The sequence below is a fragment of the Paenibacillus sp. O199 genome (assembly GCF_001636635.1).
Classification (GTDB): Bacteria; Bacillota; Bacilli; order Paenibacillales; family Paenibacillaceae; genus Paenibacillus; species Paenibacillus marchantiae.
The window spans coordinates 38,562-63,765 of sequence record NZ_LGRP01000028.1 but is presented as its reverse complement, the minus strand read 5'-3'; the positions used below and the strand labels follow the sequence as shown (position 1 = coordinate 63,765).

The window sequence follows — 25,204 nt, the reverse complement described above, 5'->3', positions numbered from 1 at the left end:
TCCAATAAAGATGAATTTCAGCAGCGTGGTTAAACGCTATGAAAATCATCTCAAATATTTGAAAAGAGCGATAAGCTCTTTTGAAACTGACGAGATTAAAAATCTCATTTTTGCTTCGAAATCATACAGCCCGAAGACGTGTACCGATTTCTCAGCGTCGATCTTGCAAGCAAGATCGTTACTCACTCGTTGTTCAGTTTTCAAAGATCAAACATTCAATTTGTTTCTGTTTTCTTTGTCACCGTATTTTCAGCGGCGACTTTTATAATATATCATGTTTAAGTTTACTTTGCAAGCACTTTTTTTGATTTATTTTCAATCGCTTTATTCCAGCGCTTGTTCCGGTTAACTTTTCCTTAAAAAAGGAACGAAAATTAATTTATCATATTGAACAAAAAAGGTCAACCCTTTTTCGACAAAATGTTTCATATCCCTTTTCAAAGCCGCCTATTCTACCTATTACTGATTCATGGTGTCTGAGGTACAGCTCTGGCTTTACGGGCCGCACCTCTCTTATATGGTGAACTTCAGCATCCCACTGACCACATCATTATGGCTTGGATTTTTTTAGTTTGCCGCCTCTAGCATATTTGGATAACTCTTTGGGTGGCGCAAAGCGCGCATACATACGGAACACAGTCTTGTAGCGACTTGCTATGGCGTATTTAATTTCTTGATCGAGACGGTTGTCACTTAAGTCGAACAACATTTCATCAAGCTCTTTGCGCAATACATAATCCAGTTCCTTGCATTCCTTCTCGTTAAACAGCATACCCAGCATTAGAGTTCTCCTTTTTCTGCATATGGATAATGGCGTGTCCCAGTGTATGTCATATTCGAGCCCCTTTAATTCAGGCTATATATCGGACAGCGCCGGTTTTAGTAGCAAACCCAGGATCATCTTTATTTGTCCTTTGGTGGTTGCTACTGAAACCCGTTTTATTGTTATGGTCAACTTTCTGAAAATTTATGAATGTCATCCCATACAAATTTATCCTCGCACCAAGCTGTAGGTAAGTGTACTTTCAATAATCGCTGCAACAAGTAGCAAAATAACAATCCAGCAGGATGCAGTTACCGTTGTGCGCATAAACGCACTCCATTGGCTACCAATCGTATTTCGTTTCTTCCCGCCAAATTGACCAAGACTTTTGAGAGCTAATCCACCAAACCTTAAACCGAATGCACAAGCGATAATAATTACCGGAATTTCAATAATGCCATGTGGAAGAAGTCCTTTTACAACAATATCAAAGAAGCTGGCCCCATAGTTCATTGTGGTGTGTACCAGAAAACCGATAACCATGCCATTGATTAACAGGAAAACGACAGGCAGAATGCCAAAGAAGATACCGGCATAGATCACGAGTACACTTTTGATGGCGTTATTGAAAAAGATAAAGAGGAAGAAGTTCCATTGCACATTGTTCCCCTGCTCCAGCCGCTCACTAACCTCCCTTAGTCCCCCGATTTGATTCAACAATATATCCTCAAGTGTTCCTGTACTCACCCATCCCGTGCCTATTCCAACAACAAACAATACGATCGACCAGATTAATGCACCACGAATGGAACCTAAAGCTCTAAGAAATGTACTGAATTTTAACATAATATCCTCCTGTGGAACCAAGATGTTGGACAAACAAACGTCTGATACGAATAACTGCGAGGTACGAGCATACATTGGAGAGTAAACAAGCATTTCTTATGGGAGAGGGGCGCTTATTGAAATGAACTCGTTCTATGTATTTAGCGGCAAAAAGATCAAACGTTTCCTGATTGTGCTGGTTGCTGCCGTCTTTGCTATCGGGATTATTTATCTGGAGAGCGGCAATATTTCTGTATTCTCGGAGGATGCACCATCCGCCGTATACAGCGTTCCAACCGAGAAGAAGGTTATTGCACTTACCTTTGACATTAGCTGGGGAGATAAAAGGACAGAGCCTATTCTGAAGGTCCTCCAAGAAAATAAAGTTCAGAAGGCCACTTTCTTCTTGTCCTCCCCCTGGAGTAAGACACACCCCGAGATTGTAACAGCCATCAAAGACGCAGGATACGAAATCGGCAGCCATGGTCACAAGCATGATAATTACAGCAGCCTGACTGAAGAGGAGATCCGCAAGGAGATTTCGACAGCTCATAGCATTTTAACCGATTTAACGGGAAAAGAACCGAAATTGCTGCGTCTACCTAATGGCGACTTTGACAAACGTGTTCTCCAGGTTGCCAGCAGTCTGAATTATCAGGTTGTCCAATGGGACACCGATTCGCAGGACTGGAAGAACCCTGGTGTACAGACCATTGTTGATCGTGTAGTTAGCAAGGCGCATCCTGGTGACATTGTGCTGCTGCACGCTAGTGATTCCTCGAAACAAACGCATGAAGCATTACCCGTCATTATCGACAAGTTAAAAAATCAAGGTTATGAATTCGTGACGGTTTCTGAGCTGCTTAACCATTCAAGTGTCAAAGGTACGGAAGTTCGCGACCAAGCCAGTGCACAGTAAACGTTAATTAAAGCAGTATTGCTGAGGCAAACTGTATACTTCCCTTCTGTACTCCATGCCTTGTAAAAAGGCGCTGAAGCGCCATAAATGGAAAAGAGCTAACCAGGTTAGCTCTTTTTGGCGTTTTTTTTAAGATAATCGCTACGCATGACTTTCTTGTACCTCGGTCTTTCCACTAACCCGCTGCTCCATGGACCCATCTACCAGCCTGTGCAATATCAGCATTTGGTATGCATTACAGATTAACAGTGGAACCACAATAAAGATGGTAGCCGCATTCACATCAATTCTCAGCACACCGATCGTCTCCACCACGGTAACAGCCACCATGAAAAAGAGTGTAGGCACCAGCGCCGAAATATGTGTCTTTTTCACCTTTACGTAAGCGGTAACAATTCCAGCTGCCAAAATAATGATTCCAAGCACAATATCGGATAGCCGTTCTCGTTCCCCACCAACAAACAAACGTAAAAACATGACATCAAGCAATGCCAAAACGGTTAGAACAATCTGTACAATTTGCCAACTGCGTTTCGAAAATACACCTTTGCCCATATAGTTCAATATCAAGTATGCGAAAAAACCCATTTGCGAATACACGCTAATCATAATACCGGAACCAAACAAGATCAGGAGATAAATTAGAAAATCGGTCATTCCATTCGTTTTTTCTCCATTAACCAGCATCATAATTAGACCCGTCACTAATGATCCTGCAGCCCCTATAAGCAAGGCTGACCAAAATAGGAAAAACCATTTACGTAAATTCAAATGTTTTCCACCCCCGAGAGTTTATTTTACCAACCTTCACAGCAAAAAACCATCATCATTCAACATATTTAGCGGTTTCCCATCACATACTACATCCAGTATCTAATCAAGGAGGGGTTGTGCACATGAAACGGCCTTTGTGGCAGTTATGCTGTGTCGTACTTGGACTATCCGTCATGCTCGCCGGCTGTGGCTCAGATCAGAATTATTCGCCTCCTCAGGGCGGTTATAAAGAGATGAAAACGATGGTCGTGGATATTCTCAAAAGTGACGAAGGTAAAAAGGCGGTCGAGGAAGCTCTCACTGGACAAAGTTCTTCTGGTGGTGGCGAAGGCGGCGCTTCTGGCCAAAGTGGAGCTTCTGGCGGTGGATCTGGAACAGTGGGTATGAAAATGTTAATGCCTATGCAATCTTCAGAACAAATACGTATAGCTGTAAAAGATACCATCACGGCTCCTGAATACCAGAAGGAATTCGAGAAAATTATGACGGATCCACAGTTTGCAGGTGAATTCGCCAAAGTGATTAACTCCCAAAGCAAGCAACTGCATATGCAATTAATCAAAGATCCAACGTATCAAAAATCCATTGGGGATGTCATGAAATCTCCTGAAGTGTCCAAGATGTTTATGGATATGACCAAAACGCCCGAATATCGTAAACAAACGATGACCGTTATGCAGGAAGTCATGCAAAATCCTTTATTCCGGATGGAAGTGCTGACTTTGCTTAAAAAGGTAGTCCAGGATGAGTTGCAACCCAAAACAGAACAAGGCGGCAAACAGGAGGGCCAAAGCAAAGACGACAATGGGGATGGCGGAAGTGGCAGCAGTGACGGTAGTAGTGATGGTAACAGTGGTGGCGACGGAAGTAATGGAGGATCGTAAGTTGATCATACTTCAAAGTTAAAAGTTATCACATGTTGAAAAAAAGCCCACATCCATGGATGTGGGCCTTTTTATATATTTTACGTCATTAGAAAATTTAAAACTTGGCATCAACAGTTTGGGCAACCTCGTCGTAGATCGCACCGATGCTCGAATCCGCTTTATACACGGATGGTGAAAAATCCGGCTCCGAAATATGATTATCCGGCGCTCCCAGTGGAATCTGCGCAAGCAGCTCTGTATGAAGACTCTCGGCAAGAGTACCCCCACCGCCTCGGCCAAATACATAATCTTTCTCTCCGCATTTGCTACATTCATAATAAGCCATGTTCTCTACCACACCAAGCAGCTCATGTTCCGTCTGAATGGCCATGGCACCTGCACGTGCAGCTACAAAGGCAGCGGTTGCATGAGGTGTTGTAACGATGATTTCTTTGCTGTGAGGCAGCATCTGGTGTACGTCTAGTGCGACATCCCCCGTACCCGGAGGCAGATCAAGCAGCATATAATCCAACTCTCCCCAGTTTACATCGGTAAAGAATTGGCGCAACATCCGCCCCAACATAGGTCCACGCCAGATCACCGGGTTATTCTCTCGAATAAAGAATCCCATCGACATCACTTTTACGCCGAAACGCTCAACGGGTTGGATAACCCCGTCCTCAACGACTGGATATTCCTCAATTCCCATCATGTCAGGTACACTGAAGCCATATATATCTGCATCAATCAAGCCAACCTTCTTGCCTTGACGTGCCAGAGCTGCAGCCAAATTAACGGTTACCGTCGATTTGCCGACGCCGCCTTTACCACTAGCAACAGCAATAAAACGTACGCCGGATTCAGGACTTAACAACTCATGTCCGTCCAGCCCTGCTGCATGGCCTTTGACAAGCACTTCGTCCTGGTCTTCCTCATGATCCGCTTGTCCTATGTTCAGGCTCTCACGCTCATGCTCTGACGCTGCACGCAGACGAATATGTACATCATTCACTCCGTGTTGGGACAACAGGTTGCGCGCGGCATCGCTTAGAGCAGTTGTATCCTCTGTGCGGTTCTCCAGCGTCACCATAGTAAGAGCAACATGATTTTCTTTAACCATGACATCACGGACCCACTGCAGTTCAGTCAAACTTACGCCCAATTGCGGTTCCTGCAACGGCTGCAATAGTTCAAGTATCTGTTCTTTTGATAACATCAGACAGCACCTCAGCTTTATCTATTGGCATGTAATTAGGTATGCTGATTCAATTATATCATTACCTTTCTCATTGTGACTAACTTTTAGGACGTTCTCCTGACGAATAACGGAGAATCCCGTTATAGATGGATGCAGCCACTTTACGCTGATAGGTTTCATCTGCAAGAAGACGCGCCTCTTCCGGGTGAGAAAGGAACCCTACCTCCACAAGTGCCGAGGGAATTTTTAACGCCTGGAGCAAATAAACGGTATTTACCGTTTTCGCGATTCGATCTGTATTTTCCAGATTACGAATCATTTCTTGCTGAAGCAGATTGGCTAATCCTGCATTATCGGGATGATTGGGTGTATAAAAAACTTGAGCGCCACTCCAGCGGTTCGAAGGTACACTGTTCATATGAATGCTGATAAAGAGATCTGCCTGCTTATCCTCGATTCTTCTTACTCTTTGTTTCAGATCTTCCGTCTTGCGTTTGGAGTAACCTTTCGTATCTGAAGCAGCCAAATCGGTGTCTATTTCTCGGGTCATCACAACCAAGGCCCCTGCTTGCTGCAGATAATCTCGTACGTACAGCGCAATGGATAAATTGATATCTTTCTCAATGACTCCCTGCTTACTCACTGCTCCCCCATCTGGCCCACCATGTCCTGCATCAATGGCAATGACTTTTCCCGCTAATGGCAGCCCCCAGTAACCGGACATTTTGGAGGAGGGCAACTCATACGTCACCACCGCCACAAACATGGCAAGCAAACAAAGGCTTAACATGACCCTCTTCATGGTGCGTAACCTAATCCAGATCACAAAGTGCTTCCCCATATTTTTACGCATAAAAAAACCACCTCGTCCCTTTAAATGACTCTAATCATCTATATGGGACAAGATGGACAAATATACCGTTAGGAGCGGACTTGCTCTGCCATTCCTTCAATCAGCACCTCAGCTACCTCTGGGCGCGTAAATTCAGGTGGAGGGCATTGGCCATCTCGTAGCAAGCCACGTACTTTCGTGCCAGACAGAGCCATGTGGTGTTCTTTATCATGCGGGCAGGTTTTGCTTGATGCCATGTTGCCACATTTGGTGCAGAAAAAACTATGTTCAAAGAACAAAGGCGTGATACCGAGTTCTTCCGGTGTGAAGTTAGTAAAGATCTCCTGCGCTTCATATGTTCCGTAGTAGTCACCCACACCTGCATGGTCGCGACCTACAATAAAGTGAGTACAACCATAATTTTTACGTACCATCGCGTGGAAAATGGCCTCTCTTGGACCAGCATACCGCATAGCTGCCGGAAATACGCCTAGAAACGCACGATCAGCCGGATAATAGTTCTCCAGCAAAACCAGATAACTCTTCATTCGTACATCGGCAGGCACGTCATCAGACTTCGTTTCGCCTACAAGCGGATTTAAGAACAGGGCGTCCACAATCTCCATTGCACTCTTCTGAATGTACTCATGGGCACGATGGACCGGATTACGCGTCTGAAAACCAACAACCGTCTTCCAGCCCTTATCCTGGAACGTTTTCCGTGTCTCAGCAGGATCATAATAGAACTGTTCGAACTTGGCCGGTTTGGGACGATTCAGCACTTGAATTGGACCTCCTACATACGTTGCAGGTCGTTCCAGCAGTTTCTTCACACCCGGGTGCTCTGGATCATCCGTCTTGAAGACACGACGTGCTTCTTCACCCTGATCTACTTTATATAAGCTCTTCACTTCCAGCAATCCATAGGTTACTCCGTCATTATCGCCAATAAGTGCCAAAGTCTCACCGATCTGGAGTGATGCAGCCTGCTGCTCATCTACAGCTAAGGTAATGGGGATACTCCAGACTGTTCCGTCAGCAAGACGCATACGAGATATAACTGAAAGATAGTCTTCTTCATTCATGAAACCTTGAAGCGGTGAGAATGCACCCACACCAATGAGATCCAAATCCGAAATTGTCCAGCTGTTAATACGTAAAGAGGACAGTTTCTCACTCTCTCGTAATAATTGTTCCCGTTCTTCTCCTTGTACGACACGCTGTATCAGCGTACCTCCATGAGGCAGAATCGAAGTCATCTTGTCAGCTCCCTGTTTCACCATTTTTTATATCATCAAGAATGATTCTAGTGCATTATTAAGTCCATCACTTATTCTGAATAAATTATTTATGAAGACCACATTCCGTTTTTTCGTTCCCAGACCAGCGTCCCGCACGTGGATCTTCTCCTGGCATAACCTGACGTGTGCAATACTCACAACCGATACTCGGGTAATTTTGATCATGCAGCGGATTGTACACAACATTATTAACACGAATATAATCCCATACATCCTCTGTAGTCCAATGTGCAATCGGGTTGAACTTCATAAGTCCAAACTTAGCATCATATTCGACCTTTTTGGAATTTGCACGTGTCGGTGCTTGATCTCTCCGAATACCGGTAATCCATGCATCATACTGGGATAGAATACGTGTCAGCGGCTCAACCTTCCGAATATTACAGCAAGCATTAGGATCCGACTTCCACAATTGTTCTCCATGTTGAGCTGCCTGCTCCTCCGGAGTAATTTTCGGAGCCACACGTACAAAATCAAGATTGTATTTCTCTTTCATTTTGTCACGAGTTTCGTATGTCTCCTTAAAATGAAAATCAGTATCTAGATAAAATATATCCGTGGATGGGCTAATCTTCTGAAGCATATCTACAAGTACAACATCCTCCGCACCGAAGCTGCATGCAAAAGTGATATTTGGAAACGTCTCAATAGCATAACGAATAATATCCTCTGGACTTGCGTTTTCCAATTCTTCAGCCTTCGTCCGTGCAAGTTCTTCTTTCTCCAACAAGTTCATGTCTGCATTTCCCCCATTCTGCATTTCAACAATCACTAAAGCCGACTAATCTAATATGAATTATGTATAGTATAAATCTTTCATGGGGGATGTCAATGCCTGCCATATGGTAAAAAACATCAGTTTCGGCCCATTTTTTTGTTGTTCGTTTTGAATATAATTTGGTGTTAATTATGCATTTAAACGATTTGTGGATAAAAGCATCCATGTGTAACGTCTTCGACTTTTATTTTATCCTTATCTCTTCGTCATTGAAATCCTTTGCCACTGCTGGGTTTATGGTGCCAATTTGATAAAACGATGTATAGAATAACTCTATAGAATCGAAGGAATATAGAAAAACGAGAAGGATTTAATAATGAGATAAATGCGGGAATCCTATTCTTCAATTGTAAGGGACCTTTATCAAAACCATAAGAAAAACTGATGAAAATTGAGAATGAAAAATGAATGATTACAACCATTATGATGTTCCTAACCTGCAAATTTGATCTTTGTGCTATAGGAGGGTTGCGTTTACTGGAGTATTAGCTGGAGGAAGAAACTTTAACCGATACAGAGGAACCCGAAGCTACTTTGGTGCATCTTCTAAAGTAAAGAACATTTAATACACCTATTGGTCTGTAAATACAAAAAAGCCTTTGACCGAGGCCAAAGGCTTGTAATGCATATTAACGTTTGGAGAACTGAGGTGCGCGACGTGCGGCTTTGAGACCGTATTTTTTACGCTCTTTCATCCGTGGATCACGAGTCAGGAATCCTGCTTTTTTCAGGGAAGCACGGTATTCCGGATCTGCTTTCAACAGAGCGCGGGAGATACCATGACGGATTGCGCCGGCTTGACCGGAGATTCCGCCACCATGAGCAATAACAAGAACGTCATAGTTGTTGAGCGTTTCTGTCAAGTTCAGTGGTTGTTTTACGATCAGTTTGAGTGTTTCCAAACCGAAGTATTCATTAATATCACGTTTATTGATGACAATGCGTCCTTCACCCGGTACAAGGCGAACACGTGCTACCGAATGTTTACGACGACCTGTCCCATAGTATTGTACTTGTGCCATGAAACTGTCCTCCTTTTAATTAACCGCGAAGTTCGTAAACTTCTGGTTTTTGTGCTGCATGTGGATGCTCAGTGCCTCTGTACGCTTTAAGTCTCAACTTCATTTTCTCGCCCATGCGAGTTTTAGGAAGCATACCGCGAACAGCCAATTCCAACATACGCTCAGGTTTGTTTTTAACCATCTCTTCAGCTGTAGTTACTTTCAAACCACCTGGGTGCATTGAGTGACGGTAGTATTTTTTACCTTGCATTTTCTTACCAGTCAATACGATTTTCTCAGCATTGATGATAACAACGAAATCGCCAGTGTCCACATGTGGAGTGAATTGTGGCTTGTGTTTGCCGCGAATCAAAGCTGCCGCTTCGCTCGCCAAACGTCCGAGGGTTTTGCCTTCAGCATCAATGATGTGCCATTGGCGCTCAACTTCGTTAGGCTTCGCCATGTACGTAGTACGCATGAAAAGTTCCTCCTTAAAATGTTCAAAATCATCATTTTCATTTATCTTCGTTCGTTAAGTTATAACTTTAGGTGTTGATGGATTGTAAATTTGATGTGAACCTCTTAATTGGGGCTGTGGGAAAGCCATTAAGAAAACACAACTTTTATATTACATGATAGGCGATTAAATCGCAAGTGTTAATTAAGCTTTTCACTCACCAAATTTAATCTTTTTTGTATTCAAGATCCCAGAGCATTAAACCGCAGCTAACTGCAGTAGGTCCTGCAGCAGATCGATTACATGCAGCAATCATATTTGGTACATCAGAGGCTTTCCGTTTGCCCTCTCCGATCTCCAGCAGTGTACCTACAATGATACGAACCATATGCTGCAAAAAGCCGTTACCACTCACATAAATGTGAATGACACCCTGATCGCGCGGATGGTCTCTGCACATTGATCGGTCCACTTCCATCCATGCTTCGTACACCGAACGGACATGATTCTCTTTCTGAGACTTGCGTGAAGCAAAAGAGGTAAAATCATACGTCCCTATGAAATGTCGTAAGCCCTCCTGCATTGCCATAATATCAAGCTTCGCATGATGATGATATTGCAGTCTTCTGTTGAATACATCCGGAAATTGATTCGCATTGACTGTATAACGATACGTTTTCTTTTTCGCTGCATAGCGAGAATGAAAATCAGCCGAAACTTCAATCGCATCAATAACGACAATATCGGAGGGTAATCTGGAGTTGAGTGCAATACACCAACGTTCAATCGGGATCTGGGACTCCGTAGGAAAATTGAAGATTTGTCTGCGGGCGTGAACACCTGCATCTGTTCGGCCTGAACCTGTAATTTTAACCTTCTCACCGGTTAAAGCACGAATCGCATCTTCAAGATGATCCTGAATGGTATTCCCACCCGGCTGTACTTGGAAGCCGAAATAGGCAGTGCCATCATAAGTTAACGTCATACATAAGTTCCGCATTATTACCACACCTTTGTTCCATACTATACATATCCCTATCCCGAACAGCAAAAGAAGCCCCTTACGGAGCTTCTATTACAGCACGAATTCCGAAATGAAGAGAAAAAAAGGGTTAATCCAGAATCGTTGATTCTGTCCCCTTTCCTCATCTCATCTGTTTTACGCGCGGTCTACCAGTTCCAAGTAAACCATTGGCGCTGCGTCACCACGACGAGGTCCCAGTTTCAAGATACGAGTGTATCCACCTGGACGCTCAGCGTAACGACCGGACAATTCGCTAAACAGTTTTTGGATTGCATCTTGCTCACCATCGATAGTTTCGCGGCGAACATAAGCTGCCACTTGGCGACGGGCATGAAGATCTCCCTTTTTCGCTTTAGTGATCAGTTTTTCAGCAATAGAACGAACCTCTTTTGCTTTCGCTTCAGTTGTCTGAATGCGTTCGTATAAGAACAGGTCGGTTACCAGGTCACGGAACAAAGCTTTACGTGCGCTGGAATTACGGCCCAACTTTTGGTATGCCATTGTTTTCCCTCCTTCACTTCAAGCACTCGGCTGTCTATTCTTCTGTACGGAGTCCCAAACCAAGTTCCTCAAGCTTCTCTTGAACTTCTTCCAAAGACTTGCGTCCGAGGTTACGGACTTTCATCATGTCTTCTTCTGTTTTCGTAGTCAGCTCTTGTACGGTATTAATACCGGCACGTTTGAGGCAGTTGTAGGAACGAACAGAGAGATCCAGCTCTTCGATCGTCATTTCGAGTACTTTTTCTTTTTTGTCTTCTTCTTTTTCGACCATAATCTCTGCATCTTTCGCTTCGTCTGTAAGACCCACGAAGAGCATCAGATGCTCGGTCAAAATTTTAGCGCCAAGGCTTACAGCCTCTTCAGGACGAATACTTCCGTCAGTCCAAACTTCCAACGTGAGCTTGTCATAGTTGGTTACTTGGCCGACACGCGTATTTTCCACAGCGTAGTTAACGCGGCTGATCGGGGTGAAGATGGAATCGACTGGGATGACGCCGATCGGCTGGTCATCGCGTTTATTCCGATCTGCCTGGACGTAGCCGCGACCGCGATTGGCAAAAATACGCATGTGAAGTCTCGAACCTGGTCCGAGCGTAGCAATGTGCAAATCCGGGTTAAGGATTTCCACATCGGAGTCAGCACGGATATCTCCAGCCGTAATTGCTCCTTCGCCTTCAGCATCAATCTCGAGCACTTTCTCCTCATCAGAATGAATTTTAAGCGACAAAGCTTTCAGGTTAAGAATGACCTCCGTAACATCTTCCATTACGCCAGGAACTGTAGCAAATTCATGCAGAACGCCATCGATTTGAACCGAAGACACTGCCGCACCCGGCAGTGACGAGAGCAAGATTCGGCGAAGCGAGTTTCCAAGCGTCGTACCGTATCCGCGCTCCAGCGGTTCTACTACGAATTTCCCATAGGTGCCATCATCGTTGACGTCTACCGTCTCAATTTTCGGCTTTTCGATTTCAATCACTGCAATACCCCTCCTTCAAAACGTCGGTCCTCTATGAAACATTTACCTTCTCTTGCGAAAACATGTAGTAGTATGCCTAAACAACCATTATTAGCAGATTGTGCCGGAAATATACCACACGCAGGGGCAAATCTCATTAGACACGACGACGTTTTGGAGGACGGCATCCGTTATGCGGGACTGGAGTTACGTCTTTGATCAGGTTAACTTCAAGACCAGCAGCTTGCAAAGAGCGGATCGCTGCTTCACGGCCTGCGCCTGGCCCTTTAACCATAACCTCAACGGCTTTCATCCCATGTTCCATTGCAGCTTTGGCAGCAGTCTCAGCAGCCATTTGTGCAGCAAACGGAGTCGATTTACGGGAACCTCTGAATCCGAGGCCGCCGGAGCTTGCCCACGAAATTGCGTTTCCGTGAGGGTCCGTAATGGTAACGATAGTGTTATTGAACGTGGAGCGGATATGTGCCACGCCAGATTCAATATTTTTACGGTCACGACGTTTAGTACGTACGACTTTTTTCGGTTTAGCCATTTTCTCTTATCCCCCCTTATTATTTCTTCTTGTTCGCTACAGTACGACGAGGACCTTTACGAGTACGAGCATTCGTTTTCGTACGTTGTCCACGAACAGGCAGACCACGACGATGACGAACTCCACGGTAACAACCGATCTCCGTCAAACGTTTAATATTCAAAGAGATTTCACGACGCAGGTCACCTTCTACTTTGACCTCTTTGTCGATACTTTCACGCAATTTGCTGACTTCATCTTCCGTCAAATCACGGACACGAGTGTCCCGATTGATGCCTGTTGTGCTCAGAATTTTCTGGGAAGTCGTTTTACCGATTCCGAAAATATAAGTCAAGGCGATCTCAACGCGCTTATCACGTGGCAAATCCACACCAGCTATACGTGCCATTTTACGCTACACCCCCTTCTTTAACCTTGTTTTTGTTTGTGTTTCGGATTTTCACAGATAACCATAACATTCCCTTTGCGGCGAATGACTTTGCATTTTTCGCAAATCGGCTTGACCGAAGGTCTTACCTTCATGTGAATTACCTCCTCAAAGTTTTGCTAAGCAAAACCCTCTTCGTAAGCATTGACCTTGTTTTACCATTGTAAAACCGGCTTCGAAGCTTTCGCAAGTTTTGCCGGGCAAAACCCGCTTCATAAGCTTCACAGTTCATTGCAACTGTCTACTACTATTTACGGTAAGTTATACGACCTTTTGTCAAATCATAAGGTGATAACTGAACAACTACTTTGTCTCCAGTCAGGATACGAATAAAGTGCATCCGCAACTTGCCGGAAACGTGAGCGAGAATTTGATGACCGTTCTCAAGCTCAACCTTGAACGTTGCATTCGGTAGCGGTTCGAGAACCGTACCTTCCACTTCAATGACATCTTCCTTGGCCATTAGTCAGTCTCCTTTCTCTTCAGCTTGAATGTTGGTGGATTCCAGAAACGAATGAACCGCATAGCGGAGCTTTCCGTTTGTCACCCGACCACTCTCGTTTAAACTGTTTACAACCTCGCTGCTAATCATCGGCTGGAGTTCAAGATGAAGAATATTCTTCTTCTTGGGTTGATCAAACTTACGTTTGTCCCCATCCGCAATATATACGAACTTACTGTCCGCTATAGCAACAATTACTGCGGCTTGGTCCGCATTGCGGCCTTTACGGATCTTCACAAGTTGACCGAGCTGCGGATTAGACTGATTGTTCATGCCTTATCACCTACGCATTCAGTTTTGTGAAAATTTCCATGCCTTCTTGTGTAACTGCTACGGTGTGTTCAAAGTGGGCGCATAACGATCCATCAACAGTGACGACAGTCCAGTTATCTTCCAACGTTTTCACATACCGTCTACCTGCGTTAACCATCGGCTCTATGGCCAGCACCATGCCCGCTTTAAGCCGTGGTCCCCGATCAGGAAGACCATAGTTCGGAATCTGTGGTTCTTCGTGCAGATCCGCTCCTATACCGTGACCGACATATTCACGTACTACCGAGAACCCTTCATCTTCAATATATTTCTGAATCGCATGAGATATTGTAAACAAGCGAACGTCCGGTTTTACCAGCGCCAGACCTGCGTATAACGAAGCCTCGGTAACGTCCAGAAGACGACGGGCTTCTTCGGAAATACGGCCGACTGGATAAGTCCAGGCGGAATCTCCGTGATAACCCTGGTACTGCGCGCCAATGTCAAACGTAACGATATCGCCCTCGTTCAACTTTCGTTTGCCGGGAAATCCATGCACCAACTCTTCATTCACTGAAGCGCACACACTGGCAGGGAAACCGTTATAACCTTTGAAAGACGGCACAGCTCCTTGACTGCGGATGTATTGATCGGCCATATGGTCAAGTTCTCCAGTCGTAATACCGGGAGCGATATGCTCTGCCAAGAGACGATGCGTTTCCGCAACAATTCTCCCTGCTTCCCTCATCAAGCCCAGTTCCGTTTCGGACTTACCAATGATCATTCAATTAACCTCGCAGCAGGGACACGATTTCATGAGAAACTTGATCGATATCCTGCTCTCCGTCCATTTGACGAAGAAGGCCTTTGTTCTCATAAAATGTGAGGAGTGGTGCTGTTTTGTTGATATATTCGTCGAGACGTGTGCCTACGCTCTCTTCATTATCATCAGAGCGCTGGTACAAGTCACCGCCGCATTTATCACAAATACCTTCCTGCTTGGGCGGATTGAACACGACATGATATGTGGCGCCACAGTTCTTACAAATACGACGACCCGTCAAACGGGCGAGCAATTTGTTGCGGTCCACTTTCAGGTTGATTACATGATCGAGACCTGAGTTCAGTCGATCCAGAATGCCATCGAGCGCTTCTGCTTGAGACAGGGTTCTTGGAAATCCATCCAAGAGGAATCCTTCTCTGCAATCAGGCTGCTGCAAACGTTCTTCAACAATGCCGATGGTTACATCATCTGGTACGAGCAATCCTTGATCCATATATTCTTTGGCTTTCAGGCCAATGGGAGTTCCCTGCTTAATCGCCAGACGAAATGCATCGCCTGTTGAAATGTGGGGAATACCGAACTCTTTCACAATGACGTCTGCTTGCGTTCCTTTTCCTGCCCCCGGAGGGCCCATGAATAGGATGTTCACGTTATGTCACTCCCTCCAAGACTACCCTACATCAACAAACAGCACAATAGGTGCCGGCAAGTAAATCTTAGCTTGACCGGTACCTATTGCCTATTTATTGATAAAACCTTTGTAGTGGCGTTTGATCAATTGGCTTTCGATTTGCTTCATGGTATCCAGCGCAACACCGATAACGATCAGGAGAGAAGTTCCTCCAATTTGCGCTGATTGAGGCAAACCAGAAAGTGCCCCCAAGATTACAGGCAGAACGGAAATTACTGCCAAGAAGATGGCACCTGCCGTTGTCAAACGAGTCATGACACGGGTCAGATATTTCTCGGTTGCTTTACCCGGACGAATGCCTGGGATGTAACCGCCGTTCTTTTTCATGTTGTCAGCCATCTGCTGTGGATTCATCTGTACAAAAGTATAGAAGAATGTGAACCCGAAAATCATCACTACATAGAGTAACATACCCAGAGGTTTGTGAGTAGTGAGATTGGCTCCGATCCACTGTGCCCACGTACGATCAGCCCAGAAGTTTGCGATGATCGATGGGAACATCAACAGAGATGAAGCAAAGATGACAGGGATAACACCTGCTGCATTAATCTTCAGCGGGATATGTGTGTTCTGTCCACCGTACATTTTGTTACCTACGACACGTTTAGCGTACTGTACAGGAATTTTCCGAATCGCCTGCTGGATGTAAATGACACCTATGATAATCAGCACAATAACAATTGCGACGATTACCCCTTTAAGAATGTTCATGAACAGTTGATCAGCTTGGATGAAGTCGGATTCGATCGTTTGTTTGATAATATTAGGTACCGTTGATAGGATACCCGCAAAGATCAAAATCGAAATCCCGTTTCCTATGCCCTTTTCGGTGATCTGCTCACCAAGCCACATTAGGAATGAAGTACCGGCCGTAAGTACAATTGCGATCAAGATATAATCTGCAAATGTTGCGTTAGGCACCATTTCTGTATTGTACAAGCGGTTGAATCCGATCGACGTACCAAACGCTTGAATCAATGCCAGACCTACCGTTAAATAACGGGTCAGTTGTGCAGATTTCTTCTTACCTTGTTCACCCTGCTTTGCCCACTCCGCTAATTTAGGAATAACGTCCATGGAAAGCAGCTGCACTATGATAGACGCAGTGATGTAAGGCACGATCCCGAGCGCAAATATCGAGAACTGGAAGAGCGCTCCACCCGAGAACGTATTGAGAAGTCCAAAAACTTCTTTACCCGCAGAATTTGTCGCTTCGAACACATCTTTGTTAACTCCCGGTACGGGAACAAAGGAGCCGATGCGGTAAATGATCAGTACAAAAAGGGTAAATAATACCCTTTTGCGCAGATCTTCAACCCGCCAGATATTCTTTAGGGTCTTGAACATTAAATCACCTCAGTTGTACCGCCGGCAGCTTCAATTTTCTCAATAGCAGATTGAGAAAACTTGTTAGCTTTAACAGTCAGCTTCACAGTGACATCACCGTTACCCAGGATTTTGATTCCGGATTTAGCGTTTTTAACTACGCCGTTCGTCATCAAGAATTCTGGAGTTACTTCAGTACCCGCAGCAAAACTGTTCAGGTCTTCAGTATTCACAACTGCATATTCTTTGCGAGTTGGGTTTACAAAACCACGTTTTGGCAAGCGACGATACAATGGATTTTGTCCACCTTCGAAGCCTGGACGTACTCCACCGCCAGAACGAGCGTTTTGTCCTTTGTGACCGCGACCTGATGTTTTACCTGTACCACTACTTGGACCGCGACCAAGACGTTTACGTTCTTTGCGGGATCCAGGAGATGGTGAAAGCTCATGTAACTTCATCGTTCGTTGCACCTCCTTAAAGATTTGTGGGATTAACCCGTTTTTAAGCTTCTACTTCTTTAACAGCAACCAAGTGGCTTACTTTGTTAATCATACCACGGATGGCAGGATTATCGTTTTGTACCACTTTGCTATTGATTTTGCGCAAACCCAATGTTTTCACAGTTGTTCTTTGCGTCTCCGGACGTCCGATCAAGCTGCGGACGAGGGTAATTTCTAATTTAGCCATGAGAATTCCCTCCTTAACCCAGAAGCTCTTCGACGGATTTTCCGCGCAGTTTAGCCACGTCTTCAGCACGCTTCAAACGGGACAAACCTTCCAAAGTCGCATTGACCATGTTCATGGAATTCGAAGAACCCAGAGATTTTGTCAAAATGTCACCTACACCAGCAAGTTCGAGAACCGCACGTACAGGACCACCAGCGATAACACCAGTACCTTCAGATGCTGGTTTCAACAGCACGCGTCCTGCGCCGAACTTACCTGTTACCAAGTGAGGAATCGATGTTCCTACGAGTGGAACGTGTACAAGGTTTTTCTTAGCGTCTTCAATACCTTTGCGAATTGCATCAGGTACTTCGCCCGCTTTACCGATACCAGCTCCAACCCAGCCGTTGCCGTCGCCGACTACAACCAGTGCGCTAAAGCTGAAACGGCGTCCGCCTTTTACTACTTTAGCTACGCGATTAATATTTACAACTCTTTCAGTCAGTTCCAAAGTATTCGGATCTACACGCAAGTCGTTAACCTCCTTTTGAAAAATATCTTAAAACTCAAGTCCTGCTTCACGAGCCGCTTCAGCCAATGCTGCGATACGACCATGGTACAGATAACCGCTACGGTCAAATACGATGTTGGAAACACCTTTGTCTTTAGCACGTTTAGCAACGAGTTCGCCAACTTTACGAGCTGATTCAACAGATGCACCATTTTTGATGTCAGTGCTCAATTCTTTGTCTACGGTAGACGCGGAAGCGATTGTTACACCAGCAACATCATCGATGATTTGAGCATACATATGTTTACCAGAACGGAATACGTTCAAACGAGGACGTGCTGCCGTTCCTTGGATTTTCTTACGAACACGCAGGTGTCTTTTCAGACGTGCCTTGTTTTTATCTGTTTTCGTAATCATCTCAGGGATTCACTCCTTTCAGGTTACCTCGCTGGCTTCAAACCGGAAGCCACGGGGTATATTAGAAACACAAGAAGCAAGCAAGCCGAAAACCGCGCAAAGGCGGTAAGAAAAATCTTATTTCTTCTTACCGGCTTTACCTTCCTTACGGATGATACGCTCGCCTTCATATTTAATACCTTTACCTTTGTACGGCTCAGGTTCACGAACGGAACGGATTTTAGCAGCGTAAGCACCTACACGCTCTTTATCGATTCCGCGAACGATGATTTTCGTATTCGAAGGAACTTCGAATTCGATTCCCGCTTCCGGTGTAATTTCAACCGGGTGAGAGTAGCCAACGTTCAGAACGATTTTATCTCCGGATTTGCTTGCACGATATCCGACCCCAACCAGCTCCAGAGATTTTGCGAATCCTTCAGTAACACCACTCACCATGTTGTTTACAACGCTACGCGTTGTGCCGTGCAAAGAACGGTGAGTTTTGTTATCGGAAGGACGCACAACTGTAATTTCGTTGTTTTCAACTGTTACCTTCATATCTTTATGAAGTTCACGAGTCAAAGATCCTTTTGGTCCTTTTACCGTAATAACGGTGTTGTCCAGTGTGATGTCCACACCACTTGGTACTGTAATTGGTTTGCGACCAATACGAGACATATGTTGCACCTCCTATCTTGTGACGTTATATTACCATACGTAGCAGACGACTTCTCCGCCGGATTTTGATTGACGAGCTTCTTTGTCCGTCATGATACCTTTGGATGTCGAGATGATAGCGATACCCAGACCACCAAGTACACGAGGTACTTCGTTGCTTTTCGTGTAAACACGAAGACCAGGTTTACTGATTCTTTTCAGACCAGTAATAACACGCTCGTTATTTTGACCGTATTTCAGGAAAACACGGATAATCCCTTGTTTGTTATCATCGATAACTTCAGCGTCACGGATGAAACCTTCACGCTTCAGGATATCGGCGATTTGTTTTTTCATTGTCGAAGCAGGCATTTCTACCGTTTCGTGACGAACTGTGTTCGCGTTACGAATACGAGTAAGCATATCTGCAATTGGATCAGACATAGTCATTGTGAGTTAACCTCCTTCCCGTTCAGGACTTTTTACCAGCTTGCTTTTTTCACGCCAGGGATCTGGCCTTTATAAGCTAATTCACGGAAGCAAATTCTGCAAATTTTGAACTTTTGCAGGACCGAATGTGGACGTCCGCAACGCTCACAGCGTGTATAAGCACGTACTTTAAACTTTGGTGTACGTTGTTGTTTAACTTTCATCGAAGTTTTTGCCACTTAGCCTGACACCTCCTAAATAATTTCGGAGAAAAGGGAGTCTTTCCAGACACCCGGAAACGTTATAGCAACATTATTTTACGAAAGGCATTCCGAGTTGCGTGAGCAATTCACGGGATTCTTCGTCTGTTTTCGCCGTTGTTACGATGACAATATCCATACCGCGGACTTTGTCTACTTTATCATACTCGATCTCTGGGAAGATCAATTGTTCTTTCAGACCCAGTGTGTAGTTACCACGTCCGTCGAAAGCTTTACTCGATACACCGCGGAAGTCGCGGACACGAGGAAGCGTAACGTTGAGCAGTTTATCGAGGAAGAAGTACATGCGCTCGCCGCGCAATGTTACTTTCACACCGATAGGCATGTTCTCACGCAGTTTGAAACCTGCGATAGATTTTTTAGCACGAGTGATTACAGGTTTTTGACCTGCGATCAATTGCAAATCGTTTACTGCGGAATCCAACACTTTGGAGTTTTGGACAGCGTCGCCCACACCCATGTTGATAACGATTTTCTCGATTTTCGGCACTTGCATTACCGTTGTATAGTTAAACTTCTGCATCAAAGCAGGAGCAATTTCGTTCAGGTAACGTTCTTTCATTCTTGCTGCCATGAATCATAGACCTCCTTTCTCATTCGGTTCAATTAGTCGATAATTTCTCCGGAACGTTTAGCAACGCGCACTTTCTTTCCGTTATCCAACACTTTGTAACCTACACGGGTTACTTTTCCGCTCTTTGGATCGATGTGCATTACGTTGGAAACGTGAATCGGAGCTTCCTTCTCGATAATGCCGCCTTGCGGATTTTGCTGGTTAGGCTTCTGGTGTTTTTTAATCATGTTAACACCTTCCACAAGGACGCGGTTCTCACGAGGATAAGCAGCGATGACACGGCCTTTTTTACCTTTGTCTTTACCGCTGATCACCATAACTGTATCTTCTTTTTTAACATGAAGTTTATTGTTATGGGATTCCAGAACTTTTTTCACTCTTGGCATTTCGTACACCTCCTGTTTCTAACATCACGAGATTAAGCTTTAGATAACTTCTGGGGCCAAGGAAACGATTTTCATGAAGTCTTTCTCGCGAAGTTCACGAGCAACAGGTCCGAAAATACGTGTTCCACGCGGGCTTCTGTCGTCTTTTACAACAACCGCTGCATTTTCATCAAAACCGATGTAGGAACCGTCTTTACGACGTACAGAACGCTTCGTACGAACGACAACCGCTCTAACTACATCACCTTTTTTGACAACGCCGCCTGGTGTTGCTTGTTTTACAGAACAAACGATCAGATCACCGATTTGAGCTGTACGACGTCCCGTACCGCCGAGTACGCGGATACACATCAGTTCCTTCGCACCGGAGTTGTCAGCCACAGTCAAACGTGTAAATGGTTGAATCATTTAGTATTCCTCCTTTCAGCTATGCTGCTGATGCATTAGATGATAACCGCTTTTTCTACGATTTCAGTAAGTCTCCAGCGTTTATCTTTCGAAAGCGGACGAGTCTCCATGATTTTCACCGTGTCACCGATTTTCGCAGTGTTTTCTTCGTCATGCGCTTTGAATTTTTTAGTAACCTTAATGCGTTTATGGTACAAGTTGTGTTTTTTGTAAGTTTCTACAGCAACAACAATCGTTTTGTCCATTTTATCGCTGACCACTTTACCGGTTTGCACTTTACGTGCGTTACGTTCTTCGCTCATTGTTGGCCTCCTTCCTGATTACGGACGGATTATACATCCGATCCCTAATTAACCGATTCCCAATTCTCTTTCACGGATAATGGTTTTAGCACGAGCTATTTCTTTCCGCACATCACGGATTCGAGTCGGGTTATCCAGCTGACCGGTAGCGAGTTGAAAGCGGAGGTTAAAGAGTTCTTCTTTAAATCCGGCAATCTTTTGCTCGATTTCAGCAGAGGTTAGGTTGCGAAATTCACTAGCTTTCATTTGCTTCACCACCCAATTCTTCACGTTTCACAAACTTCGTTTTGATTGGCAGTTTATGAGCGGCAAGACGCATTGCTTCACGAGCAACATCCTCCGGTACACCAGCAAGTTCAAACATGATCTTACCTGGTTTCACAACTGCAACCCATTTTTCTACGTTACCTTTACCGCTACCCATCCGAACCTCGAGAGGCTTTTGAGTGATTGGTTTGTCTGGGAAGATCTTGATCCAAACTTTACCACCACGTTTGATGTAACGAGTCATCGCAATACGAGCCGCTTCGATTTGACGGTTCGTAATCCAAGCCGGTTCCGTAGCTTGCAGACCATATTCACCAAAGTTCAGCGTAGTTCCGCCTTTAGCTTGGCCCTTCATATGTCCACGTTGTTGCTTACGGTGTTTTACACGTTTTGGTACCAACATGATTAGTTGCCTCCTTCCTTAGCAGCTTGTTTCTTAGCCGTAGGAAGAACCTCTCCACGATAGATCCATACTTTCACGCCGATACGGCCGTAAGTAGTATGAGCCTCTGCTGTACCGTAGTCGATGTCGGCACGAAGCGTGTGCAGTGGAACAGTTCCTTCGCTGTAGCCTTCCGAACGAGCAATCTCAGCACCGCCAAGACGTCCGCCCACTTGAGTTTTAATACCTTTTGCACCAGAGCGCATTGTTCTTTGAATAGCTTGTTTCAGAGCACGACGGAAAGAAACACGACGTTCCAATTGTTGTGCGATGCTTTCAGCTACCAGGATTGCGTCCAGGTCTTGATTCTTAATTTCAGAAATGTTGATGTGTACTTTTTTACCGCCTGCGATTTTCGTAATTTGATTACGCAGATTTTCAACTTCCGAACCACCCTTACCGATAACCATACCTGGTTTCGCAGTGTGGATCGTTACGTTTACGCGGTTAGCCGCTCTCTCGATTTCAACACGAGACATAGCGGAGTCTTTCAATTTATTTTTCAGGAATTCACGAATTTTCACGTCTTCCATCAAAAGATCGCCGAAGTCTTTACCTGCATACCACTTAGATTCCCAGTCACGGATAATTCCGACACGGAGTCCGACTGGATTTACCTTTTGGCCCACACATTTCCCCTCCTTCTACTTTTCAGATACCACCAAAGTGATGTGGCTAGTACGTTTGTTAATACGACTTGCACGTCCCATTGCACGAGGGCGGAAACGTTTCATTGTCGGTCCTTGGTTCACGTAAGCTTGCGAGATAACCAAGTTATTAACATCCAAAGAATAGTTATGTTCCGCATTCGCAATAGCGGAATTAAGCAACTTCTCAACGATAGGAGAAGCGGATTTCGGAGTGTGACGGAGAATGGCAACCGCCTCACCTACTTGCTTGCCGCGAATCAAGTCAACAACGAGTTGAACTTTACGAGGAGCAATCCGGATAAACTTAGCATGTGCTTTTGCTTCCATTGTGTAACCTCCTCTCAAACATTAAAGATATTCATTTATCTTCTTGTTTTCTTATCATCATCAGTATGGCCTTTGTACGTACGGGTTGGAGCGAACTCACCCAATTTGTGTCCGACCATGTCCTCAGTTACGTATACTGGTACGTGTTTACGACCGTCATATACGCCAAATGTGTGTCCGATGAATTGCGGGAAAATTGTAGAACGACGGGACCAGGTTTTAATAACAAGCTTTTTACCGGATGCTTCCATGTCTTCTACTTTTTTCAGCATGTAGCCATCAATGAATGGCCCTTTTTTCAAACTGCGACCCATGTGGAGATCCTCCCTTCAAACGTAGCTATTATGCATCCGCAGATGCCTCACGAAGTTATGCACAATGTGTATTACTTCGTGCGGCGGCGAATGATGTATTTATCAGAAGCTTTATTTTTCTTACGCGTTTTGTAACCAAGAGTAGGTTTACCCCATGGTGACATTGGCGATTTACGTCCGATTGGAGCACGACCTTCACCACCACCGTGTGGGTGATCGTTAGGGTTCATTACTACACCACGAACTTCAGGACGTTTACCCAACCAACGGCTACGACCGGCTTTACCGATTTTGATGAGCTCGTGGTCTTGGTTACCAACAGCTCCAATTGTTGCGCGGCAAACTTTCAAAATACGACGAACTTCTCCGGAAGAGAGACGAACAGAAACGTATTTTTCTTCTTTACCAAGCAATTGAGCTTCTGTACCAGCAGCACGAACCAATTGTCCGCCTTTACCTGGTTTCAACTCGATGTTGTGGATAACAGTACCTACTGGAATATTTTCGAGTGGCAATGCGTTTCCGATTTTGATGTCTGATTCAGGTCCGGAGAATACTTGATCTCCAACTTTCAAACCTTTAGGAGCGATGATATAACGTTTTTCACCATCAGCATAGTGAATCAGAGCGATGTTAGATGTACGGTTCGGGTCATACTCAATCGTAGCAACGCGGCCCGGTATTCCATCTTTAGTACGTTTGAAGTCGATGATACGGTATTTACGTTTGTGTCCACCACCATGGTGACGAACTGTAATTTTACCTTGGTTGTTGCGGCCTGCTTGTTTGCTCAATGGGGCCAACAACGATTTCTCCGGCTGATCTGTGGTGATTTCCTCAAATGTAGAAACGGACATGTTCCGTCTTGCCGGGGATGTTGGTTTATACTTTTTGATTGGCACTGGGTTTCCCTCCTTACTTCAAAAATTCAATTATACAGTTTCAAAGAACTCAAGCGTTTTGCTGTCTTGTGTCAGCGTTACAAACGCTTTTTTCCATTCGCTAGTATATCCGGAATAACGTCCGTACCGTTTTGGCTTAGCTGGAACACGAAGCGTGTTCACGTTTTTCACTTTTACGTTGAAAATAGCTTCCACGGCTTTCTTGATCTCGGTTTTGTTTGCACGGATATCGACTTCAAATACATATTTCAAGTCATTCATCATGTCAGCAGTACGTTCCGTAATAATCGGACGTTTTACAATATCACGAGGATCCTTCATTACGCGAGCACCTCCTCTACCTTCTGAACTGCTTCTTTCGTAATGATCAGTTTGTCGTGCGAAAGCACGTCAAGAACATTAATGCCGTCAGCAGCTACGAATTTCACGCCTGGAATATTCCGTGCGGAAAGAGCCACATTATCATCATAGCTAGGAGCTACGATCAAAGCTTTGCGTCCAACTTTCAAGTTATTCAAGATGGCTGCAAATTCTTTCGTTTTAGGTGAGCTCAGCGTGAGAGCGTCCAGAACGATAATGTCATTGTCGATCACTTTGGATGAAAGAGCTGATTTGATCGCCAAACGGCGAACTTTCTTAGGCAGTTTATACGCATAGCTCCGTGGTGTTGGACCAAATACGATACCGCCGCCTTTCCATTGTGGTGAACGAATTGAACCTTGACGAGCGCGACCTGTACCTTTTTGTTTCCAAGGCTTACGTCCACCGCCACGTACTTCAGAACGTCCTTTTACTTTGTGGGTACCTTGACGAAGGGAAGCGCGTTGCATAAGAACTGCATCGTACAGAACGTGTTGGTTCGGCTCAATTCCGAAAACCGCATCGTTCAATTCAACTTCACCTACTTGGCTACCATCTACATTGTAAACTGATACTTTTGGCATTTTGTGTTCC

At 44.8% G+C, this 25,204-nt stretch carries 41 protein-coding genes; 2 read left to right on the top strand and 39 right to left on the bottom strand.

Annotated features, from left to right (window positions below; translation table 11 throughout):
- Positions 1–550: 550 nt before the first annotated feature.
- Both A6049_RS26280 and A6049_RS26275 read right to left on the bottom strand, forming a co-directional pair.
- Positions 551–781: a hypothetical protein gene (locus A6049_RS26280; RefSeq protein ID WP_017692114.1), complete on the bottom strand. Its 231-nt coding sequence runs from the start codon at positions 779–781 to the stop codon at positions 551–553.
- 210 nt (positions 782–991) lie between these two features.
- Positions 992–1,609, bottom strand: coding sequence for a stage II sporulation protein M (locus A6049_RS26275; RefSeq protein WP_063567437.1), 618 nt, complete (start codon positions 1,607–1,609; stop codon positions 992–994).
- 121 nt (positions 1,610–1,730) lie between these two features.
- Between A6049_RS26275 and pdaB the strand changes: the two genes are divergently transcribed.
- Positions 1,731–2,507 (top strand): polysaccharide deacetylase family sporulation protein PdaB, encoded by a 777-nt coding sequence (pdaB, locus tag A6049_RS26270; RefSeq protein ID WP_063567436.1) that lies wholly within the window; start codon positions 1,731–1,733, stop codon positions 2,505–2,507.
- Between the two features lie 141 nt (positions 2,508–2,648).
- On the opposite strand, the gene A6049_RS26265 is transcribed toward pdaB, so the two are convergent.
- Positions 2,649–3,278 carry a KinB-signaling pathway activation protein gene (locus tag A6049_RS26265; protein WP_063567435.1) on the bottom strand — a complete coding sequence of 210 codons (630 nt, stop codon included), beginning with the start codon at positions 3,276–3,278 and terminating at the stop codon, positions 2,649–2,651.
- A 125-nt stretch (positions 3,279–3,403) separates the two neighbouring features.
- On the opposite strand from A6049_RS26265, the gene gerD reads away from it, so the two are divergent.
- Positions 3,404–4,165: a spore germination lipoprotein GerD gene (gene gerD, locus A6049_RS26260; protein WP_063567434.1), complete on the top strand. Its 762-nt coding sequence runs from the start codon at positions 3,404–3,406 to the stop codon at positions 4,163–4,165.
- Positions 4,166–4,262: 97 nt separating this feature from the next.
- Here gerD and A6049_RS26255 read toward each other — a convergent pair whose 3' ends face one another.
- From A6049_RS26255 to rplD, 36 genes are all read right to left on the bottom strand, one after another.
- Positions 4,263–5,363, bottom strand: a complete 1,101-nt coding sequence (locus A6049_RS26255) for an Mrp/NBP35 family ATP-binding protein (RefSeq protein WP_063567433.1) — start codon at positions 5,361–5,363, stop codon at positions 4,263–4,265.
- A gap of 79 nt (positions 5,364–5,442) precedes the next feature.
- Positions 5,443–6,198 carry an N-acetylmuramoyl-L-alanine amidase CwlD gene (gene cwlD / locus A6049_RS26250; protein WP_063567432.1) on the bottom strand — a complete coding sequence of 252 codons (756 nt, stop codon included), beginning with the start codon at positions 6,196–6,198 and terminating at the stop codon, positions 5,443–5,445.
- Positions 6,199–6,266: 68 nt separating this feature from the next.
- A complete protein-coding gene (gene sat / locus A6049_RS26245; protein ID WP_063567431.1) occupies positions 6,267–7,436 on the bottom strand; it encodes a sulfate adenylyltransferase in 1,170 nt (389 codons plus the stop codon).
- 85 nt (positions 7,437–7,521) lie between these two features.
- Complete coding sequence (locus A6049_RS26240) at positions 7,522–8,214, bottom strand: phosphoadenylyl-sulfate reductase (protein WP_063567430.1); 693 nt, start codon at positions 8,212–8,214, stop codon at positions 7,522–7,524.
- Positions 8,215–8,885: 671 nt separating this feature from the next.
- Positions 8,886–9,278 (bottom strand): 30S ribosomal protein S9, encoded by a 393-nt coding sequence (gene rpsI / locus A6049_RS26235; RefSeq protein ID WP_017692105.1) that lies wholly within the window; start codon positions 9,276–9,278, stop codon positions 8,886–8,888.
- Between the two features lie 19 nt (positions 9,279–9,297).
- On the bottom strand, positions 9,298–9,735 hold the full coding sequence (rplM, locus tag A6049_RS26230) for a 50S ribosomal protein L13 (protein WP_024633564.1): 438 nt from the start codon (positions 9,733–9,735) through the stop codon (positions 9,298–9,300).
- 205 nt (positions 9,736–9,940) lie between these two features.
- A complete protein-coding gene (truA, locus tag A6049_RS26225; protein ID WP_017692103.1) occupies positions 9,941–10,714 on the bottom strand; it encodes a tRNA pseudouridine(38-40) synthase TruA in 774 nt (257 codons plus the stop codon).
- Between the two features lie 159 nt (positions 10,715–10,873).
- The gene (rplQ, locus tag A6049_RS26220; protein ID WP_017692102.1) at positions 10,874–11,239 is read right to left on the bottom strand and encodes a 50S ribosomal protein L17; all 366 of its coding nucleotides are present in this window, start codon (positions 11,237–11,239) and stop codon (positions 10,874–10,876) included.
- A gap of 34 nt (positions 11,240–11,273) precedes the next feature.
- Complete coding sequence (locus tag A6049_RS26215) at positions 11,274–12,218, bottom strand: DNA-directed RNA polymerase subunit alpha (protein WP_017692101.1); 945 nt, start codon at positions 12,216–12,218, stop codon at positions 11,274–11,276.
- 136 nt (positions 12,219–12,354) lie between these two features.
- On the bottom strand, positions 12,355–12,750 hold the full coding sequence (rpsK, locus tag A6049_RS26210) for a 30S ribosomal protein S11 (protein WP_017692100.1): 396 nt from the start codon (positions 12,748–12,750) through the stop codon (positions 12,355–12,357).
- Between the two features lie 19 nt (positions 12,751–12,769).
- Entirely contained in the window at positions 12,770–13,138 is a 369-nt protein-coding gene (gene rpsM, locus A6049_RS26205) for a 30S ribosomal protein S13 (protein ID WP_053779200.1), read from the bottom strand.
- A 20-nt stretch (positions 13,139–13,158) separates the two neighbouring features.
- The gene (rpmJ, locus tag A6049_RS26200) at positions 13,159–13,272 is read right to left on the bottom strand and encodes a 50S ribosomal protein L36 (protein ID WP_003333770.1); all 114 of its coding nucleotides are present in this window, start codon (positions 13,270–13,272) and stop codon (positions 13,159–13,161) included.
- Positions 13,273–13,424: 152 nt separating this feature from the next.
- Positions 13,425–13,640 (bottom strand): translation initiation factor IF-1, encoded by a 216-nt coding sequence (gene infA, locus A6049_RS26195; protein ID WP_017692098.1) that lies wholly within the window; start codon positions 13,638–13,640, stop codon positions 13,425–13,427.
- Between the two features lie 3 nt (positions 13,641–13,643).
- Complete coding sequence (locus A6049_RS26190; RefSeq protein ID WP_024633568.1) at positions 13,644–13,952, bottom strand: KOW domain-containing RNA-binding protein; 309 nt, start codon at positions 13,950–13,952, stop codon at positions 13,644–13,646.
- Positions 13,953–13,962: 10 nt separating this feature from the next.
- Positions 13,963–14,715 (bottom strand): type I methionyl aminopeptidase, encoded by a 753-nt coding sequence (gene map / locus A6049_RS26185; RefSeq protein ID WP_063567429.1) that lies wholly within the window; start codon positions 14,713–14,715, stop codon positions 13,963–13,965.
- Positions 14,716–14,719: 4 nt separating this feature from the next.
- Positions 14,720–15,364, bottom strand: coding sequence for an adenylate kinase (locus A6049_RS26180; RefSeq protein ID WP_024633570.1), 645 nt, complete (start codon positions 15,362–15,364; stop codon positions 14,720–14,722).
- Between the two features lie 90 nt (positions 15,365–15,454).
- Entirely contained in the window at positions 15,455–16,753 is a 1,299-nt protein-coding gene (gene secY, locus A6049_RS26175; RefSeq protein ID WP_063567428.1) for a preprotein translocase subunit SecY, read from the bottom strand.
- Positions 16,753–17,193 (bottom strand): 50S ribosomal protein L15, encoded by a 441-nt coding sequence (gene rplO, locus A6049_RS26170; RefSeq protein ID WP_062836188.1) that lies wholly within the window; start codon positions 17,191–17,193, stop codon positions 16,753–16,755. Before rplO ends, secY begins: the two co-directional genes overlap by 1 nt.
- Before the next feature lie 43 nt (positions 17,194–17,236).
- Positions 17,237–17,422, bottom strand: a complete 186-nt coding sequence (gene rpmD / locus A6049_RS26165; RefSeq protein WP_017692092.1) for a 50S ribosomal protein L30 — start codon at positions 17,420–17,422, stop codon at positions 17,237–17,239.
- A gap of 13 nt (positions 17,423–17,435) precedes the next feature.
- Complete coding sequence (rpsE, locus tag A6049_RS26160; RefSeq protein WP_017692091.1) at positions 17,436–17,933, bottom strand: 30S ribosomal protein S5; 498 nt, start codon at positions 17,931–17,933, stop codon at positions 17,436–17,438.
- Between the two features lie 27 nt (positions 17,934–17,960).
- The gene (gene rplR, locus A6049_RS26155) at positions 17,961–18,329 is read right to left on the bottom strand and encodes a 50S ribosomal protein L18 (protein WP_063567427.1); all 369 of its coding nucleotides are present in this window, start codon (positions 18,327–18,329) and stop codon (positions 17,961–17,963) included.
- Positions 18,330–18,446: 117 nt separating this feature from the next.
- Complete coding sequence (gene rplF, locus A6049_RS26150) at positions 18,447–18,989, bottom strand: 50S ribosomal protein L6 (protein ID WP_024633576.1); 543 nt, start codon at positions 18,987–18,989, stop codon at positions 18,447–18,449.
- A gap of 30 nt (positions 18,990–19,019) precedes the next feature.
- A complete protein-coding gene (rpsH, locus tag A6049_RS26145) occupies positions 19,020–19,418 on the bottom strand; it encodes a 30S ribosomal protein S8 (RefSeq protein WP_017692088.1) in 399 nt (132 codons plus the stop codon).
- A gap of 32 nt (positions 19,419–19,450) precedes the next feature.
- The gene (locus A6049_RS26140; RefSeq protein WP_013312154.1) at positions 19,451–19,636 is read right to left on the bottom strand and encodes a type Z 30S ribosomal protein S14; all 186 of its coding nucleotides are present in this window, start codon (positions 19,634–19,636) and stop codon (positions 19,451–19,453) included.
- 73 nt (positions 19,637–19,709) lie between these two features.
- On the bottom strand, positions 19,710–20,252 hold the full coding sequence (gene rplE / locus A6049_RS26135; protein WP_024633577.1) for a 50S ribosomal protein L5: 543 nt from the start codon (positions 20,250–20,252) through the stop codon (positions 19,710–19,712).
- A gap of 32 nt (positions 20,253–20,284) precedes the next feature.
- Positions 20,285–20,638 (bottom strand): 50S ribosomal protein L24, encoded by a 354-nt coding sequence (gene rplX, locus A6049_RS26130; protein WP_024633578.1) that lies wholly within the window; start codon positions 20,636–20,638, stop codon positions 20,285–20,287.
- Between the two features lie 39 nt (positions 20,639–20,677).
- The gene (rplN, locus tag A6049_RS26125) at positions 20,678–21,046 is read right to left on the bottom strand and encodes a 50S ribosomal protein L14 (protein ID WP_024633579.1); all 369 of its coding nucleotides are present in this window, start codon (positions 21,044–21,046) and stop codon (positions 20,678–20,680) included.
- Positions 21,047–21,081: 35 nt separating this feature from the next.
- Positions 21,082–21,348, bottom strand: coding sequence for a 30S ribosomal protein S17 (gene rpsQ, locus A6049_RS26120; protein ID WP_017692084.1), 267 nt, complete (start codon positions 21,346–21,348; stop codon positions 21,082–21,084).
- A gap of 48 nt (positions 21,349–21,396) precedes the next feature.
- Positions 21,397–21,594 carry a 50S ribosomal protein L29 gene (gene rpmC / locus A6049_RS26115; RefSeq protein ID WP_017692083.1) on the bottom strand — a complete coding sequence of 66 codons (198 nt, stop codon included), beginning with the start codon at positions 21,592–21,594 and terminating at the stop codon, positions 21,397–21,399.
- Entirely contained in the window at positions 21,584–22,018 is a 435-nt protein-coding gene (rplP, locus tag A6049_RS26110; protein ID WP_024633581.1) for a 50S ribosomal protein L16, read from the bottom strand. Before rplP ends, rpmC begins: the two co-directional genes overlap by 11 nt.
- A 2-nt stretch (positions 22,019–22,020) precedes the next feature.
- Positions 22,021–22,686 (bottom strand): 30S ribosomal protein S3, encoded by a 666-nt coding sequence (gene rpsC, locus A6049_RS26105; RefSeq protein ID WP_024633582.1) that lies wholly within the window; start codon positions 22,684–22,686, stop codon positions 22,021–22,023.
- Between the two features lie 15 nt (positions 22,687–22,701).
- Positions 22,702–23,034, bottom strand: a complete 333-nt coding sequence (gene rplV, locus A6049_RS26100) for a 50S ribosomal protein L22 (RefSeq protein ID WP_024633583.1) — start codon at positions 23,032–23,034, stop codon at positions 22,702–22,704.
- A gap of 35 nt (positions 23,035–23,069) precedes the next feature.
- Positions 23,070–23,348, bottom strand: a complete 279-nt coding sequence (rpsS, locus tag A6049_RS26095; protein ID WP_053779207.1) for a 30S ribosomal protein S19 — start codon at positions 23,346–23,348, stop codon at positions 23,070–23,072.
- A 71-nt stretch (positions 23,349–23,419) separates the two neighbouring features.
- The gene (gene rplB, locus A6049_RS26090) at positions 23,420–24,250 is read right to left on the bottom strand and encodes a 50S ribosomal protein L2 (RefSeq protein WP_063567426.1); all 831 of its coding nucleotides are present in this window, start codon (positions 24,248–24,250) and stop codon (positions 23,420–23,422) included.
- Between the two features lie 30 nt (positions 24,251–24,280).
- Positions 24,281–24,571 carry a 50S ribosomal protein L23 gene (gene rplW / locus A6049_RS26085; RefSeq protein WP_024633586.1) on the bottom strand — a complete coding sequence of 97 codons (291 nt, stop codon included), beginning with the start codon at positions 24,569–24,571 and terminating at the stop codon, positions 24,281–24,283.
- On the bottom strand, positions 24,571–25,194 hold the full coding sequence (gene rplD / locus A6049_RS26080) for a 50S ribosomal protein L4 (RefSeq protein ID WP_063567425.1): 624 nt from the start codon (positions 25,192–25,194) through the stop codon (positions 24,571–24,573). Before rplD ends, rplW begins: the two co-directional genes overlap by 1 nt.
- Positions 25,195–25,204 lie beyond the last annotated feature (10 nt).

Coding starts and splice junctions, on each gene's coding strand:
- A6049_RS26280 (WP_017692114.1), bottom strand. CDS start 781: ATGCTGGGTATGCTGTTTAACGAGAAGGAATGCAAGGAACTGGATTAT.
- A6049_RS26275 (WP_063567437.1), bottom strand. CDS start 1,609: ATGTTAAAATTCAGTACATTTCTTAGAGCTTTAGGTTCCATTCGTGGT.
- pdaB (WP_063567436.1), top strand. CDS start 1,731: ATGAACTCGTTCTATGTATTTAGCGGCAAAAAGATCAAACGTTTCCTG.
- gerD (WP_063567434.1), top strand. CDS start 3,404: ATGAAACGGCCTTTGTGGCAGTTATGCTGTGTCGTACTTGGACTATCC.
- A6049_RS26255 (WP_063567433.1), bottom strand. CDS start 5,363: ATGTTATCAAAAGAACAGATACTTGAACTATTGCAGCCGTTGCAGGAA.
- cwlD (WP_063567432.1), bottom strand. CDS start 6,198: ATGCGTAAAAATATGGGGAAGCACTTTGTGATCTGGATTAGGTTACGC.
- sat (WP_063567431.1), bottom strand. CDS start 7,436: ATGACTTCGATTCTGCCTCATGGAGGTACGCTGATACAGCGTGTCGTA.
- A6049_RS26240 (WP_063567430.1), bottom strand. CDS start 8,214: ATGAACTTGTTGGAGAAAGAAGAACTTGCACGGACGAAGGCTGAAGAA.
- rpsI (WP_017692105.1), bottom strand. CDS start 9,278: ATGGCACAAGTACAATACTATGGGACAGGTCGTCGTAAACATTCGGTA.
- rplM (WP_024633564.1), bottom strand. CDS start 9,735: ATGCGTACTACGTACATGGCGAAGCCTAACGAAGTTGAGCGCCAATGG.
- truA (WP_017692103.1), bottom strand. CDS start 10,714: ATGCGGAACTTATGTATGACGTTAACTTATGATGGCACTGCCTATTTC.
- rplQ (WP_017692102.1), bottom strand. CDS start 11,239: ATGGCATACCAAAAGTTGGGCCGTAATTCCAGCGCACGTAAAGCTTTG.
- rpsK (WP_017692100.1), bottom strand. CDS start 12,750: ATGGCTAAACCGAAAAAAGTCGTACGTACTAAACGTCGTGACCGTAAA.
- rpsM (WP_053779200.1), bottom strand. CDS start 13,138: ATGGCACGTATAGCTGGTGTGGATTTGCCACGTGATAAGCGCGTTGAG.
- rpmJ (WP_003333770.1), bottom strand. CDS start 13,272: ATGAAGGTAAGACCTTCGGTCAAGCCGATTTGCGAAAAATGCAAAGTC.
- infA (WP_017692098.1), bottom strand. CDS start 13,640: ATGGCCAAGGAAGATGTCATTGAAGTGGAAGGTACGGTTCTCGAACCG.
- A6049_RS26190 (WP_024633568.1), bottom strand. CDS start 13,952: ATGAACAATCAGTCTAATCCGCAGCTCGGTCAACTTGTGAAGATCCGT.
- map (WP_063567429.1), bottom strand. CDS start 14,715: ATGATCATTGGTAAGTCCGAAACGGAACTGGGCTTGATGAGGGAAGCA.
- secY (WP_063567428.1), bottom strand. CDS start 16,753: ATGTTCAAGACCCTAAAGAATATCTGGCGGGTTGAAGATCTGCGCAAA.
- rplO (WP_062836188.1), bottom strand. CDS start 17,193: ATGAAGTTACATGAGCTTTCACCATCTCCTGGATCCCGCAAAGAACGT.
- rpmD (WP_017692092.1), bottom strand. CDS start 17,422: ATGGCTAAATTAGAAATTACCCTCGTCCGCAGCTTGATCGGACGTCCG.
- rplR (WP_063567427.1), bottom strand. CDS start 18,329: ATGATTACGAAAACAGATAAAAACAAGGCACGTCTGAAAAGACACCTG.
- rplF (WP_024633576.1), bottom strand. CDS start 18,989: ATGTCTCGTATTGGTCGCAAACCAATTACAGTACCAAGTGGTGTGGAC.
- rpsH (WP_017692088.1), bottom strand. CDS start 19,418: ATGACTATGTCTGATCCAATTGCAGATATGCTTACTCGTATTCGTAAC.
- rplE (WP_024633577.1), bottom strand. CDS start 20,252: ATGGCAGCAAGAATGAAAGAACGTTACCTGAACGAAATTGCTCCTGCT.
- rplX (WP_024633578.1), bottom strand. CDS start 20,638: ATGCCAAGAGTGAAAAAAGTTCTGGAATCCCATAACAATAAACTTCAT.
- rplN (WP_024633579.1), bottom strand. CDS start 21,046: ATGATTCAACCATTTACACGTTTGACTGTGGCTGACAACTCCGGTGCG.
- rpsQ (WP_017692084.1), bottom strand. CDS start 21,348: ATGAGCGAAGAACGTAACGCACGTAAAGTGCAAACCGGTAAAGTGGTC.
- rpmC (WP_017692083.1), bottom strand. CDS start 21,594: ATGAAAGCTAGTGAATTTCGCAACCTAACCTCTGCTGAAATCGAGCAA.
- rplP (WP_024633581.1), bottom strand. CDS start 22,018: ATGTTGGTACCAAAACGTGTAAAACACCGTAAGCAACAACGTGGACAT.
- rplV (WP_024633583.1), bottom strand. CDS start 23,034: ATGGAAGCAAAAGCACATGCTAAGTTTATCCGGATTGCTCCTCGTAAA.
- rpsS (WP_053779207.1), bottom strand. CDS start 23,348: ATGGGTCGCAGTTTGAAAAAAGGGCCATTCATTGATGGCTACATGCTG.
- rplW (WP_024633586.1), bottom strand. CDS start 24,571: ATGAAGGATCCTCGTGATATTGTAAAACGTCCGATTATTACGGAACGT.
- rplD (WP_063567425.1), bottom strand. CDS start 25,194: ATGCCAAAAGTATCAGTTTACAATGTAGATGGTAGCCAAGTAGGTGAA.